We start from the raw sequence: 13,337 nt of genomic DNA on the forward strand, positions 1-13,337 counted from the left end.
GTTGCAACAGACAAAGGGTCACGCACTCGAAGTTCGCCTATCCGCCTATATCGACGGTGAGATCGGCGAAGCGGAACGAAATGAACTCGACGCGCTTCTCGCCCGCGACGAAGACGCCAAGGCTTTGTTCGAAAAGCTGAAAGCCGGCAGCAGCTTCGGCGATACGGCCTTTGAGGATTTTCTGCACGACCCCGTGCCGCTGGCCCTGGTGCGACAGATCAAGCAGGGTCCCGGTGTCAGCCCCAAAACCGAACGCGTGACGGCGACAGCCGCCAACGTCAGAAACGTGCGCATCTGGCCGCGCGTGCTTGCCGCATCGGTTGCACTGATGCTGCTCGGCGGTTCGGCCGGCTTCGTCATCGGCACGGCAAACAATGTGGGCGAACCGGCCGAAGTGGCAGCGGCGCGCGGCTGGCTGGACGATATCGCCGACTACCACCGCATCTATTCGCGCCAGAAAGAGCATCTCGTCGAGGTTCCCGCCTCCGAGGCTCCCAAGATCGAGACCTGGCTTGCGTCCAGCGTCGGCGTTCCCTTCAAGATTCCGCAGCTTGGCGGCAAGGGCCTGACCTTCGCAGGCGCCCGTCTGCTGGTGGCGAACGGCAAACCCGTGGCACAGCTCGTTTACCGCAGCACTGAGGGCGAGATCTTCGCGATCTGCTTCCTCAAGAATACCACCGGCCCGCAGTCGAACGATTTTGACGAGAGCATCCGCGATGATCTCGGCATGGTCTCCTGGCAGAGAGGTGGCGCCTCCTTCGTGCTCGTCGGCCCTTCCGCCCATGTCGGGATGCAGGATATCGCCGAGGCCGCCGCCGCGACGATCTGAGTTCACGCCTTCAAAGCTTGGCTTTGCCGCAACCAACACGAAAATTCTGGAGCCGCCCCCTTGGCAACACCAGTTGCCAAGGGGGATTTCGCTGCCATGAAAAGCAGACATCGGCCGCGGTCGGCAGAAAGCATAATTCCTGCGCCCATATTTGGAGCAAGCAGAAATTTGTGTAGGCAACCAAACGGTTACACCTGCGACCACGTCGCAAAATACACTACCGCGATGGCCAAATATTGAGTCCGAATTGCAGCGTCACAGCTCCCGCAAAATTGGCAAAAATCGGCAAGAAAAAACCAAAGGTTGACATTGCAATACTTTACCTCTATCTCTGGCAAATCGATATTTGCTTGCTAAGCTTTGGTTACCGCGCATCTAGCAACTGCGCCCTGAACGAACCTTCCTTTCAAAAATCGCTATCACCATCCGCAGCGCTCCCGCGTCGCGGTCGTTCAATATGCTATGAGAGGGTTCATCATGACCACCGGCACAGTTAAATGGTTTAATTCCACCAAGGGCTTCGGCTTCATTCAGCCTGACAACGGCGGCCCGGACGCCTTCGTCCACATCTCCGCCGTCGAACGCGCTGGCATGCGCGAAATCGTCGAAGGCCAGAAGGTCTCCTACGACATGGAGCGCGACAACAAGTCGGGCAAGATGTCGGCCTGCAATCTTCAGGCGGCCTGAATCGGTATCGGCTCTCCCTTGACCACGGATGTACTGGCACTGCCGAGAGCATGATACCCATCAAGGTCAGGCAATATGCCTGGCCTTTTTTATTTCCGCGCATCGAATGCACGTTCCCGCGACTGCGTTGCACATCGGGAATGACGTGACTGCCGTCGACGCGCCTGTAAGATCGGGATCCCCCATGACAGAGACCCACACCAAATCGCGCCAGCGGGCCGAGATTGCCTTTGCCAAGGAGCAATCGCAATTCTTTGCTCGAGGCAGCGCAGTCGAGGAACTCGACGCCATCGTCCAGGCACGCGAAGAGAAGACCTCGCGCCTGCGCGAAGCACGCCTGGCGAAGGAATTGCAAGATCGTCTGGCGGGTGCTGCCGCCCCCATTTCGAAACGCGTCAGAAAAACCTGACCTTCAGTCAGGGTGACACCTCAACTGGAAGAGAGACTTGAGAAACATCAGAAACAGTGAACTCACCGACCGTCGCAGCGCCGCTGCCGATGCGAAGAAAGCGCTTCTTGAAGCCTACCGCGCGGCAAAGGAAGCCGCAGAACCGACCCAGCTCGCCCGCCAGGCCGAGCGTCAGGCAGTCGCTGCCGCCCGCGAGGAACGGCGCGCTGGTCGCGAACGGGCGAAGGCCGAGGAGCGCGAGCGTTTGCAGGCCGAGGCGGCAGAGCGCGAGGCCGCCATCGCAGCCGCTGCTAGAGCCGAGACCGAGGCACGCGAGGCCGCTGACCGGAGCCGCATTTCGCGCGTGATCGAGGACGAGGCCGCTCGCAAGGCCGAACGCGACCGGCGCTACGCCAACCGCAAGGCGCGGCAGGCATAACAGACGACCGGCGCGTCGGCATGACGCCGTCATGCCGAGCTGCGACTGCCCTGTCTCAACGATTGATCGAGAACGCCGCCCGTCCATTGAGGGCACGCGGCGTTTTTGTTGATCAGCCGCGCTTCATTTCCAGAACGCGGTTCGCCGCCGACACGATCGCTTCGAGCGAGGCGGCAACGATGTTGGTATTGATACCGGCACCGAACAGTTTTCCGCCCGGATGCTCCATCTCGACATAGGCGATGGCCGCCGCGTTGGAGCCATGCTGCAGTGAGTGCTCGGAATAGTCAGCGACCGAAAGATCGATGCCGAGGTAGATCGACAGCGCGTTGATGAAGCCGTCGATCGGGCCGGTGCCCTTGCCTTCGATGCGCTTCACCTCGCCATTGTCGGTGATCTCGGCGGCCACCACGCGCACGCCCTTGTGCTCGCCGACCGGATAGGTGTGGTGATCGACGAACTTGATGCGCGCGCCCGGCTGCTCGACATAGCGCTCGATGAAGCGCTCGTGGATGCGCCTGGAGGGCACCTCCTTGCCTTCCTCGTCGGTAATGCGCTGGATGTCTTCGCGGAACTCGACCTGGAGGTTGCGCGGCAGGTTGATGCCGTAATCCTCCTGCAGGATGTAGGCGATGCCGCCCTTGCCCGACTGCGAGTTGATGCGGATGATCGCCTCGTAGGAACGGCCGACGTCGCGCGGATCAATTGGCAGATACGGCACTTCCCAGAGCGGCTTGTTGGCCGTCTTGATCGCCTTCATGCCTTTGTTGATCGCGTCCTGGTGCGAACCAGAGAAGGCCGTATAGACCAGCTCGCCGACGTATGGATGGCGCTCCGGAATGACCATCTGGTTGGAGTATTCGTAGACTTCCTTGATCCGCTCGATGTCCGAGCAGTCGAGCTGCGGGTCGACGCCTTGCGTGAACATGTTCAGCGCCAGGGTGACGACGTCGACGTTGCCGGTGCGCTCGCCATTGCCGAACAGCGTGCCTTCGACGCGGTCGGCGCCAGCCATCAGGCCGAGCTCGGTGGCGGCAATGCCGGTGCCGCGGTCGTTGTGCGGGTGCAGCGAGATGATCAGGTTTTCGCGGTTGTCGAGGTTGCGGCACATCCATTCGATCTGGTCGGCATAGATGTTCGGCGTCGCCATCTCGACGGTCGAGGGCAGGTTCAGGATCAGCTTGTTTTCGGGAGTCGGCTTGACGATTTCGGTGACCGCATTGCAGATCTCCAGCGCCACTTCGAGTTCGGTGCCGGTAAAGCTCTCGGGCGAATACTCGAAGCGGTAGCCGCCACCGGCCTTGGCCGCCATGTCGGTGATCATCTTGGCAGCGTCGGTGGCAATCTGCTTGATGCCGGCGACGTCCTTGGCGAAGACCACGCGGCGCTGCAATTCACTGGTGGAATTGTAGAAGTGCACGATGGGCTGGTGGGCGCCTTCGAGCGCCTCGAAGGTGCGGGTGATCAACTCGGGCCGGCACTGCACCAGCACCTGCAGCGACACGTCCTTGGCGACGTTACCCTCTTCGATGCACCAGCGGGCAAAGTCGAAGTCGGTCTGCGAGGCCGAGGGGAAGCCGATCTCGATTTCCTTGAAGCCCATGTCGAGCAGCAGCTGGAACATACGGGCCTTGCGATCGTGACCCATCGGGTCGATCAGCGACTGGTTACCGTCGCGCAGGTCGACCGAGCACCAGATCGGCGCCTTGGTGATCGTCTTCGACGGCCAGGTGCGGTCGGTGAGTGCGATCTGCGGGTAAGGCTGATACTTCACCGATGCTTCCGGCATGCCGTTCTTGATGGAATGGGATTTCTGGATCATTGCAGCTTCTCTTCATCACTGAGCGCTCTGGCCGCATTGCCATAACCGATCGGGGACCGGATTGCGATGGCAAATGGAGCGGCGGGCGCGCCTTTGTCCTAAAACTCTTGTGGGGTCGAGGAGCATCCGCCGGCGTGGCTTTTCGGCCGCCGGGCGCTCCTCAGCGAACCCGGCAACCGCGAGTAAGGCCGAGAAGAAGAAGCGAGGCGAAGGCGCGCAGCGGCGCACGATTGTCATCGTGTGCAGCAGAGATCGTAGCGATCTGGTGTGCGTCGGCCTTGGTCATGGTCAAAGCCTATACACGGCTTGCCGAACCGGAGCAAGCGGCACAATGCGCGCAGGTCGCTGCAAAAGAAAAGGGCACCGCCGCGATGCAGGTGCCCTTCATATCCGTTCGGCTGAGCGAACTCAGATGTCCGCAGCCGAGGTGATGATGCGCGACACGAGACCATAGCTCTTGGCCTCTTCAGCCGACAGCCAGTAATCGCGCTCGGTGTCCTTGGCGATCTTTTCGACCGTCTGGCCGGTCGCTTCGGAGAAGATCTTGTTGAGGCGCTCGTTCATCTTGATGATTTCGCGTGCCTGGATCTCGATGTCCGAAGCCATGCCGCGGGTGCCGCCCGACGGTTGGTGAAGCAGGAAGCGGGTGTTCGGCAGGCAAAGGCGACGCTCCTTGGGAACGCCGACATAAATCAGCGCGCCGGCGGATGCGACCCAGCCGGTGCCGATCGTCCAGACCTTCGGCTTCACGAACTTGATCATGTCGTGAATGCTGTCGCCGGATTCGACGTGGCCGCCCGGCGAACTGACGAAGAGACGGATGTCCTCATCGCTGGCCGACGCAAGCGCCACGAGCTGCGAGCACACTTTCTGCGCCAGTTCCTGGGTGATCGTGCCGTAGATGAAAATCGAACGCGACTTGAAAAGGTTCGCCTCCGTTTCCTTGCCGAGCGGCAATTCGGTCTTCTTGTCGTCCTCGTCGTCGTTGTCGTACATCCGTGTTTCTCCGGCGTCTCATGAAGTCTTCAGTCAAAGTCAGATAATGCGACTCGACGCCGAAGACAATGCAACAAACCGAAGCGGCGACAAAGCGGCAAGGCGCACTTCGCTTATGGTAAAAACACCTACCGCCAAATGCCGTATAGACAGGTGGACAAAGGCCAATAGAATCAACCGCGCCAAACATTCAGAACGGGGCCATCCTCCCAGGCCTCGCCGATCAATGGGGACACGCATGAACAGACGCATCCTGATTGCTGCCGCGGCGCTGATCGCTTCCGCCGCCCCGGCCTTCGCCCACCTCAACCCGGAAGAAAACGGCTCGTTTGCGGCCGGCTTCTCGCATCCGCTCTTCGGCCTCGACCATATCCTCGTCATGGTCGCCGTCGGCCTCTGGGCCGCCCAGATTGGCGGCCGGGCACTGTGGATCGTGCCGACGGCCTTCGTCTCCATGATGGCGGTGGGCTTCGCGCTCGCCATGGCCGGCGTCGGCCTGCCCTTCGTCGAGCCGGCGATCTTGGCCTCTGTGGTCGCACTCGGCCTGCTCGTCGCGATGGCGGTGCGTCTCGACACCGCGGCATCGGCGGCCATCGTCGGCGTCTTTGCCCTCTTCCACGGCCACGCCCATGGCGGTGAGCTTGGCAGCGCCGGCGCGCTTGCCTTCTCGATCGGTTTCATCTTCGCCACCGCAGCGCTTCATGTAGCCGGCATCGGTCTCGGCATCGCCCTTCAGCGCCTTTCCGGCGGCAACGTGCTGGCGCGCATCCTCGGCGGGCTGACGGCAGTTGCGGGTGCAGCCCTGATCTTCGGCTGAGATCAGGAAACGTGCAGCACGGACGCATTATCTTTCTGAACGGCACGTCCAGTTCCGGAAAATCCACGCTGGCAAAGGCGCTCCGGGAAATCCTCCCGGAGCCCTTCTGCTACTATGCGTCAGATCAGCTTGCCGACGCCGGCTTTCGGGTGCTCAAGCGTGGCATGCACCATGGGATGCGCGGCGAACGCAACAGGTTCTTCGACGGATTTCACCGCTCGATTGCGGCTTTCGCCGAGGCCGGCAACGATCTGATCGTCGAGCATATCGTCGAGGAGAAAAGCTGGTCCGACGAGATCAGAAAACTGACAGCACATCTGGACGTCTTCTGGATCGGCGTTCATGCGCCTATCGAAGACCTTGAGCGTCGCGAGCGCGGCGATCGCACGATCGGTGAAGCCCGGTTTCACCTCAAGACGCATGCCCACTGCAACTACGACCTCGAAGTGGATACGCACGAACCAACCGATCAGGTTGCCGCGCGCATCGCTGATGCCTGGCGCCAACGCCGGGCTTTCAAGCCGTAGCGGAGACCCCGCTTTTTCCCTTACCCGCGACCGCGATAGGTCGGCACGCCCTGATCGGGCAGCCACAGGCCCTCCGGCGGCTTGCCGGTCTGCCAGAAGACGTCGATCGGGATACCGCCACGCGGGTACCAATAGGCGCCGATGCGGAGCCAGCGTGGCGAAAGCAGCGAGACCAGCCGCTGGGCGATCTCGATGGTGCAGTCCTCGTGAAAGGCGCCGTGGTTGCGGAAGGAGTGCAGGAACAGTTTCAGCGACTTCGATTCCACCAGCCACTCATCCGGCACATAGTCGATGACGATATGGGCGAAATCCGGCTGCCCGGTCATCGGGCAGAGCGAGGTGAACTCCGGCGCGGTGAAGCGCACCAGATAGTCCTTGCCCTTGTTGCCGCTCGGCACCCGCTCCAGCACCGCCTCTTCCGGGCTCTGCGGCAGGTCGACCTTCGCGCCCAATTGCGAGAGGCCAGATACGTCAGTCTTGCTCATTTGCCTGTTGCTCCGTGAGAACATCCGCGCGTGGGTTCGGTCGATACCGGCTTGCGCCCTCGCCGACCCGCCCCGTTTGCGGCCCTTAAATCAGAACTGCCTTAAGAAGGAAATCTTCTCGCAGTTCAAGCGATATCGCCCGTTTGTGTTTTCAATGGCGCGCTGACGTCGTCTTGACGCGCACGCCGTGCGCCTTCTCGCCCTCCGGCTCCACATGGATCGCTATCCTGGCGCCCGGATGCACCACACGGATCGCATCCTCGATCCGGTCGCAGATATCGTGCGCCTCGCCGACCGGCATCGCTTCCGGCACGACCATGTGGAAGTCCACAAAGATGGCCGGACCGGCCTGACGGGTCTTGAGATCGTGCACGCCGAGCGACCCCGCGGCATTGGCGGCGATCGCCTGCTTGATCGCCTCTTCCTCTTCCCCCGAAACCGCCCGGTCCATCAATCCATCGATCGAACGCGAGATCACCATCCAGCCCTGGAAGAGGATGTTGCAGGCCACGACGACGGCGAGCAGGGGGTCGAGGATCGCGTAGCCGGTCGCGATGGCAAGCACGAGGCCGACCAGAACGCCGATCGAGGTGACGACATCCGACAGGATATGGTGACCATCGGCACTCAGCGCCGGCGAGCGATGGTTGCGGCCGGCTGTGATCAGCACATAGGCCCAGATGGCGTTGACGACACCCGCGGCGAAGTTGATCGCCAGGCCCAGAGCCGGCGCTTCCATCACCACCGGCGCCATGATCGCCGGCACCGCTTCCCAGACGATCAAAAGAGCTGCAACGACGATCAGCACGCCTTCGATGACGGCTGAAAAATACTCCGCCTTATGGTGGCCAAAGGGATGGCCGGCATCCGCCGGCTTGGAAGCATAACCGATCATCAGATAGGCGATCACTGCAGCGATCACGTTGACCGTGGATTCGAGACCATCGGACAAAAGGGCCACCGAGCCGGTGAGCCACCAGGCAAGAAGCTTCAGCCCCAGCACGGCCAGAGACAGCGGAATGCCCCAAAAGGCAAGCCGCAGGACGGTTCTGTTGTCGGACGCAGACATTTTTATCATTCCCTATGCAGATGCAAACGAGTTGCAAACGCAAGCCCATTGAAACGCAAAACCGCCCGCGCGAATTTCGCGCAGGCGGTCTATCGCTAAGCATATGAGCGATTGGGCCCCGCTTGTCAAAGCTTGGTTCGGCTGGCTCCGGTTTCTCCGCAGGCAATGACCTCGAGGGCCAACAGCTTGGCTTCGATTTCGTCGCCGTCGGCAACCTTGCTACCCCGGCCAATGAAGAAGAACACGACGGCTGCGGTCGCAACCGTGATGCCAGTCAGCAGCCAAAGCAAGGCACTGAACGCATCGCCATAGGCGTGGAGGAGAACGACGTGCGATGTCTGCGGTGCAAGCAGCGCTGCGTCCGTAAGGTTGCCAGTCACGACGCGCTGGGCCATTGCAGCGGCATTCGCGCCGGCCTCCGGCCCCAGGTTCGAAGCGGTGAGCGCGGAGAGAACTGCGGTCACGATCGCGAGCGCAACCCCCTCGCCTGCCACGCGCGTGGTGCTGAAGATCCCCGTTGCCATGCCCGCGCGCTCCTTCGGCACGACGCTGACCGCAAGCCCGTCCATCAGCCCCCAGGGCAGGCTGATGCCAAGTCCGATCAGCAGCAGAGGTGCGAGCAGCACGGCCGGCTCGGAACCCACCGGAAACCGGCCTAGCCAGAAGAGCCCTGCCGCCGAGAACAGCAAGCCCGCTCCACAGATCGCTGCCGGCGTGAACCAGCGCGTCAACAGGCCTGCGGCAATTGGCAGGATCAGAAGCGGCGCAGACATCGCGATCATCATCTGGCCACCTGAGACCGCGCTCATGCCCTCGATACCGATGAAACGCACGGGAAGCAGGATGAGTAGGACGACGAAGCCATAGGCGGGAGCTGCCGCAAGCAATTGCACGCCGACGAAGCGTGGATAGCGAAAAAGCGTCAGATCGAGCATGGGCCGCGCGACCGACCGCTCGATCCGCCAGAAGGCCAGAAAGAAAAGTACGGAGGCCGCGAACATGGCGACCACGAGCGGGTGGCTCCAGCCGCTTTCCGGTGCCTGCAAAATGCCGAAGGTGAGCGCAGTCAGCGCCGCGGTGAAACTCGCAGCTCCCTTCCAGTCGAGGCCGGTGGCATCCGGATCCCACGTCTCCCGCATGAAAACCGCTCCGAGTGCCAGCGCCAGGCCAGCAAGAGCAACGACGAGCAGGAAGATCGCGGGCCACCCGAAGGCCTCGACCATCAGGCCCGAGGCGATTGGCCCGAAGGCGAGGCCGACGCCGAAGCTGGCGCCAACGAGGCTGAAGGCTCTCAGCCGCTCGTTTCCTTCGAACTCCTGGGCGAGCGAGGCCATGCCGCCGGAGAAGGCGGCGGCTGCCCCTATCCCTTGAAGCGCTCGCAACACGTCGAACCAGACGATATTGCCGGCGAATGCCAGAGCAGCTGAGAACAGCAGGAACGCGGCAAGACCGCCGAGGAAGACGCGCTTGCGACCGAAACTGTCGGCAACTGCGCCTGCCGCCATCAGCGAACTGCCGAAGGTCAGCATGAAGGCATTGGTGACCCAATTGAGCGCGATCGGATCGGCGCCGAGGCTGCGGCTGATCGCCGGCAACGCCACGGCTGGTCCCGTGAAGGTGAGCGGCATCGTGGCCGCCGCGCAGCAAACCGCGAGCAGCACGAACCGGCGTCCGCGCCCGTCTTTGAACTTTTCTCTCATATCGTCCATCCGTTGGAGCAAAGGAGATACCCACACAGACTTCCTGGAAACCTGCAGCTGGACGTCCGCCGCTTGGGCATCGATTGACGAATGCAGGATAGTTTCGCCATAATCGGCTGAGAATTGTGCCAAGAGGACAGGCATACCGGAACAGAACGCTCGAATAGGAAGTCAGCAATGGATCGCCTGAGTGGATTGACCGCCTTCGTGCGCACCGCCGATCTCGGCAGCTTCGTCGCCGCTGGGCGCGTGCTCGGCCTGTCCGCCTCCGCGGTCGGCAAGGCAGTCACTGCTCTCGAAAAGCAGCTCGGCGTGCGCCTGCTGCAGCGCTCGACCCGTAGTATCCGGCTGACCGAGGAGGGACGCCTCTTTCACGAGCGCTGCCGCCGCATTCTCGACGACCTCGACGATGCAGAAGCCTCATTGGCCGAGGCGGTGGCCGTTCCGCGCGGACGGCTGCGCGTCAGCGTGCCGATCGTCAGCTACCATCTGCTGTTACCGGTGCTGCCGGAGTTCGTGCGGCGCCATCCCGAAATCGAGCTCGACCTCGACTTCAACGACCGCATCGTCGATCTGATCGACGAGGAAGTCGACGTCGCCATCCGCAGCGGCGTCCTGCCGGATTCCCGGCTGATGACCCGGGCGCTGCGACCGTTCCAGCTTCTGCTCTGCGCCGCCCCCGCCTATCTCGATCGGCACGGCACACCCGAATGCCCGCGTGACCTCGACGGGCACCATGCGATCCGCTTCCGTTTTCCCAACAGCCGGAAGCTGCAGGAATGGCCGATCGCCATGCCCTCAGACGGACCCGGACCGCAAATCAAGACCGTGCTCTACAGCAACAACATGGAGGCGCTCAGCGGCGCCGTCCTCAGCGGGCTTGGCGTCGGCTGCCTGCCGGATTTCCTCGCGCGCCAGCCGCTCAGTGACGGCCGGCTCCGCACGGTGCTTGACGCTTATCTTGACGCTCCCGGACAGTTTCACCTCCTCTGGCCGTCAAACCGCCATCTATCGCCAAAGGTGCGTGTGTTCGTCGATTTCCTGAGCGAACGGCTTTTTGCCGATCGCTGCGAGCGCGCGCCAGCCATTCAGGCGACACGGTAGGAATAAAAAGGGCCACCTCCATGACGGAAGCGGCCCCTTGGTTCTTCAATATCGTCAAGATCTTCCCAACGTCAGCATCGCCCGAATGCGGGAATGCTCAGGCGGCCTTGATCTTGGCGCGCTTGGCAAGATGCGCCACGACGTTCTCGATCATCCGCATGCCGGCGTCGCCGCCAAGCGTCATGATCGATTCCGGGTGAAACTGCACTGCAGCCACCGGTTCCTTGGTGTGCTCGATACCCATGATCGTGCCGTCTTCGCTTTCAGCTGTAATCATGAAGTCGTTAGGCAAGCTCGACGGATCGGCGAAGATCGAGTGGTAGCGCCCGACGGTCACTTCCTTGCCGAGACCGGAGAAGACGATGCCCGGTTCCAGCACGCGGATGCGCGACGGCTTGCCGTGCATCGGGATCGCGAGTTGGCGCAGGTCCCCGCCATAGGCTTCGGCAAGCGCCTGCAGACCGAGGCAGACGCCGAAAATCGGCAGTTCGCGGGCCCGCGCCTTCTTGATCGTTGCCCTGCAGTCGAAATCTTTCGGATTGCCGGGTCCTGGCGAAAGCACGACGAGATCCGGCTTGACGCGATCGAAGATCTCTTCCGCGACCGGCGTGCGTACCGTCGTGACGGTTGCCCCAGTCTGGCGGAAATAGTTCGCGAGCGTATGAACGAAGCTGTCTTCGTGGTCGACGAGCAGGATGTTGACGCCGGCGCCGACCGCCGCAACGTCGCGGCTTGCCTTGCCGGCGTTGGCGGATTTCGCATCGCGAATGGCAGCGATCATGGCGGAGGCCTTCAGTTCGGTTTCGGCTTCTTCTTCTTCCGGGTTTGAATCGTAGAGCAGCGTCGCCCCTGCCCTGACCTCGGCGATGCCGTCCTTGATGCGGATCGTGCGCAGCGTCAGGCCCGTGTTCATGTCGCCGTTGAAGCCGACCATGCCGATCGCGCCACCATACCATGCACGCGGGCTCTTCTCATGGCTTTCGATAAAGCGCATGGCCCAAAGCTTCGGCGCACCGGTGACCGTCACCGCCCAGGCGTGACTGAGGAAGCCGTCGAAGGCATCCATATCGTCGCGCAGCCGCCCTTCGATATGGTCGACCGTGTGGATCAGGCGCGAATACATCTCGATCTGGCGGCGGCCGATGACCTTGACCGAGCCGGGCACGCAGACGCGGCTCTTGTCGTTGCGGTCGACGTCCGAGCACATGGTGAGCTCGGATTCGTCCTTCTTGGAATTCAAGAGCTTCAGTATCTGCTCGCTGTCGGCGATCGGGTCGTCGCCGCGCTTGATCGTACCCGAGATCGGGCAGGTCTCGATGCGGCGGCCGGAAACGCGAACGAACATTTCCGGCGAAGCGCCGACCAGATATTCCTGGTTTCCGAGATTGATGAAGAAGGAATAGGGCGACGGATTGATCGCCTTCAGCCGATTGGAGATTTCCGAAGGCTTGCTCTCGCAGCGCTCGAAGAACTTCTGGCCGGGCACCACTTCGAACAGATCGCCACGGCGGAAGCTCTCCTTCGCCTTGACGACGAGCTCGGCGTATTCGCCGGGGCGATGGTCGCCATGCGGCGGGATGCTGTCGACTGTCTGGAATGGTTCGCTCGCGATCTCGTCCGCCTTGCCTTCGGTCGTCTTGCCATCCTTGGCGAAATCGTAGCGGTCGATCCAGGCCTTGGCGGCATAGTGGTCGACGACGAGGATCTCGTCCGGCAGGAACAGCACCATGTCGCGCTGGTCGTCGGGACGCTTGAGCTTCAGGTCGATCGCGTCGAACTGGAAGGCGAGATCGTAGCCGAAGGCGCCATAAAGGCCGAGGCTCGCGTCCTCGGCCGAATGGAAGAGATTGGTGACGGCGCGCAGCACGCTGAACACCGTCGGCATCTTCGAGCGCTCTTCCTCGGTGAAGACGCGGTCAGGCTGATTGATCGTCAGATCGAGGCGGCGGCTGGTCGAGGCGCCGAGGGTGATGTCCGCGACTGTCTTCAGGTGCTCGGCGATGATCGACAGCAGCACTTCGCCACGGTCGTTATAGGCTTCGATCCAGAGCGCGCGGCCGAACGAGGAAATGCCGAGCGGCGGATCGACGACGGCCGTGTCCCAACGGGTGTAGCGGCCGGGATATTCATAGTTGGAGGAAAACACCGCGCCGCGGCGTTCATCGAGCTTGTCCACATAGCTCGCGATCGCCTGCGTATAGGAGGCTTCGCGTCGCCTGCGCGTCACCACGATGCCGCCTTTGGTGGTGTAGCTCTCCGCTCCGCCCTCGATAATTACCGTTGCCATTCGCCTCGCTCCGTAAAAGCCCGGTCCTTGAGCGGCCCAAACATGAAAAAAGCCGCCTCGAAATCTCCGGGCGGCTTCATCTCTCAATCACGCATGACTGGTCAAGGCCGCTTCAGCGAGCCCACCACCAGGTCGAAATGTTGCGTGCATTTTCCATGGGCGAAAGTGTTAGCGTGGGTTGATGCCT

The 13,337-nt window shown here is 62.0% G+C and carries 14 protein-coding genes; 7 read left to right on the forward strand and 7 right to left on the reverse strand.

Annotated elements, in window-relative coordinates; all coding sequences use genetic code 11:
• Window position 1 precedes the first annotated feature (1 nt).
• The 4 genes from BLU35_RS18470 (at window position 2) to BLU35_RS18485 (ending at window position 2,343) form a co-directional block, all read left to right on the forward strand.
• The gene (locus BLU35_RS18470; RefSeq protein WP_093233993.1) at window positions 2-829 is read left to right on the forward strand and encodes an anti-sigma factor family protein; all 828 of its coding nucleotides are present in this window, start codon (window positions 2-4) and stop codon (window positions 827-829) included.
• Between the two features lie 477 nt (window positions 830-1,306).
• A complete protein-coding gene (locus BLU35_RS18475) occupies window positions 1,307-1,516 on the forward strand; it encodes a cold-shock protein (protein ID WP_053248201.1) in 210 nt (69 codons plus the stop codon).
• Window positions 1,517-1,700: 184 nt separating this feature from the next.
• Window positions 1,701-1,925 carry a hypothetical protein gene (locus tag BLU35_RS18480; RefSeq protein WP_057253071.1) on the forward strand — a complete coding sequence of 75 codons (225 nt, stop codon included), beginning with the start codon at window positions 1,701-1,703 and terminating at the stop codon, window positions 1,923-1,925.
• 37 nt (window positions 1,926-1,962) lie between these two features.
• On the forward strand, window positions 1,963-2,343 hold the full coding sequence (locus BLU35_RS18485; RefSeq protein WP_057253069.1) for a DUF6481 family protein: 381 nt from the start codon (window positions 1,963-1,965) through the stop codon (window positions 2,341-2,343).
• A 112-nt stretch (window positions 2,344-2,455) separates the two neighbouring features.
• Here BLU35_RS18485 and leuA read toward each other — a convergent pair whose 3' ends face one another.
• Window positions 2,456-4,165, reverse strand: a complete 1,710-nt coding sequence (gene leuA / locus BLU35_RS18490; RefSeq protein ID WP_057253066.1) for a 2-isopropylmalate synthase — start codon at window positions 4,163-4,165, stop codon at window positions 2,456-2,458.
• A 408-nt stretch (window positions 4,166-4,573) separates the two neighbouring features.
• On the reverse strand, window positions 4,574-5,161 hold the full coding sequence (locus BLU35_RS18500) for an ATP-dependent Clp protease proteolytic subunit (RefSeq protein WP_057253064.1): 588 nt from the start codon (window positions 5,159-5,161) through the stop codon (window positions 4,574-4,576).
• A gap of 238 nt (window positions 5,162-5,399) precedes the next feature.
• Between BLU35_RS18500 and BLU35_RS18505 the strand changes: the two genes are divergently transcribed.
• Both BLU35_RS18505 and BLU35_RS36690 read left to right on the forward strand, forming a co-directional pair.
• Window positions 5,400-5,978, forward strand: coding sequence for a HupE/UreJ family protein (locus BLU35_RS18505; RefSeq protein WP_093233994.1), 579 nt, complete (start codon window positions 5,400-5,402; stop codon window positions 5,976-5,978).
• Between the two features lie 11 nt (window positions 5,979-5,989).
• Window positions 5,990-6,505 carry a chloramphenicol phosphotransferase CPT family protein gene (locus BLU35_RS36690; protein ID WP_162727965.1) on the forward strand — a complete coding sequence of 172 codons (516 nt, stop codon included), beginning with the start codon at window positions 5,990-5,992 and terminating at the stop codon, window positions 6,503-6,505.
• Between the two features lie 20 nt (window positions 6,506-6,525).
• On the opposite strand, the gene queF is transcribed toward BLU35_RS36690, so the two are convergent.
• The 3 genes from queF to BLU35_RS18525 form a co-directional block, all read right to left on the reverse strand.
• Entirely contained in the window at window positions 6,526-6,990 is a 465-nt protein-coding gene (gene queF / locus BLU35_RS18515) for a preQ(1) synthase (RefSeq protein WP_057253061.1), read from the reverse strand.
• A gap of 151 nt (window positions 6,991-7,141) precedes the next feature.
• Window positions 7,142-8,059: a cation diffusion facilitator family transporter gene (locus tag BLU35_RS18520; RefSeq protein WP_058326530.1), complete on the reverse strand. Its 918-nt coding sequence runs from the start codon at window positions 8,057-8,059 to the stop codon at window positions 7,142-7,144.
• Window positions 8,060-8,184: 125 nt separating this feature from the next.
• Window positions 8,185-9,759: an MFS transporter gene (locus tag BLU35_RS18525; protein WP_176907309.1), complete on the reverse strand. Its 1,575-nt coding sequence runs from the start codon at window positions 9,757-9,759 to the stop codon at window positions 8,185-8,187.
• 177 nt (window positions 9,760-9,936) lie between these two features.
• Here BLU35_RS18525 and BLU35_RS18530 point away from each other — a divergent pair, with 177 nt between their 5' ends.
• A complete protein-coding gene (locus tag BLU35_RS18530; RefSeq protein ID WP_093233997.1) occupies window positions 9,937-10,863 on the forward strand; it encodes a LysR family transcriptional regulator in 927 nt (308 codons plus the stop codon).
• 97 nt (window positions 10,864-10,960) lie between these two features.
• Here the strand turns inward: BLU35_RS18530 and BLU35_RS18535 are convergent, their stop codons facing one another.
• Together BLU35_RS18535 and trpLE are read right to left on the reverse strand one after the other, a co-directional pair.
• On the reverse strand, window positions 10,961-13,150 hold the full coding sequence (locus BLU35_RS18535) for an anthranilate synthase (RefSeq protein ID WP_093233998.1): 2,190 nt from the start codon (window positions 13,148-13,150) through the stop codon (window positions 10,961-10,963).
• Window positions 13,151-13,262: 112 nt separating this feature from the next.
• Window positions 13,263-13,307 carry a trpE operon leader peptide TrpLE gene (gene trpLE, locus BLU35_RS35945; protein WP_192494823.1) on the reverse strand — a complete coding sequence of 15 codons (45 nt, stop codon included), beginning with the start codon at window positions 13,305-13,307 and terminating at the stop codon, window positions 13,263-13,265.
• Window positions 13,308-13,337 lie beyond the last annotated feature (30 nt).

It is taken from the genome of Sinorhizobium sp. NFACC03, from assembly GCF_900103435.1.
Classification (GTDB): Bacteria; Pseudomonadota; Alphaproteobacteria; order Rhizobiales; family Rhizobiaceae; genus Ensifer.

Bases quoted from the DNA above. Each gene is read 5' to 3' on its own strand.
- BLU35_RS18475 (WP_053248201.1), top strand. From the start codon at position 1,307: ATGACCACCGGCACAGTTAAATGGTTTAATTCCACCAAGGGCTTCGGC.
- BLU35_RS18480 (WP_057253071.1), top strand. From the start codon at position 1,701: ATGACAGAGACCCACACCAAATCGCGCCAGCGGGCCGAGATTGCCTTT.
- leuA (WP_057253066.1), bottom strand. From the start codon at position 4,165: ATGATCCAGAAATCCCATTCCATCAAGAACGGCATGCCGGAAGCATCG.
- BLU35_RS18500 (WP_057253064.1), bottom strand. From the start codon at position 5,161: ATGTACGACAACGACGACGAGGACGACAAGAAGACCGAATTGCCGCTC.
- BLU35_RS18505 (WP_093233994.1), top strand. From the start codon at position 5,400: ATGAACAGACGCATCCTGATTGCTGCCGCGGCGCTGATCGCTTCCGCC.
- queF (WP_057253061.1), bottom strand. From the start codon at position 6,990: ATGAGCAAGACTGACGTATCTGGCCTCTCGCAATTGGGCGCGAAGGTC.
- BLU35_RS18520 (WP_058326530.1), bottom strand. From the start codon at position 8,059: ATGTCTGCGTCCGACAACAGAACCGTCCTGCGGCTTGCCTTTTGGGGC.
- BLU35_RS18525 (WP_176907309.1), bottom strand. From the start codon at position 9,759: ATGAGAGAAAAGTTCAAAGACGGGCGCGGACGCCGGTTCGTGCTGCTC.
- BLU35_RS18530 (WP_093233997.1), top strand. From the start codon at position 9,937: ATGGATCGCCTGAGTGGATTGACCGCCTTCGTGCGCACCGCCGATCTC.
- BLU35_RS18535 (WP_093233998.1), bottom strand. From the start codon at position 13,150: ATGGCAACGGTAATTATCGAGGGCGGAGCGGAGAGCTACACCACCAAA.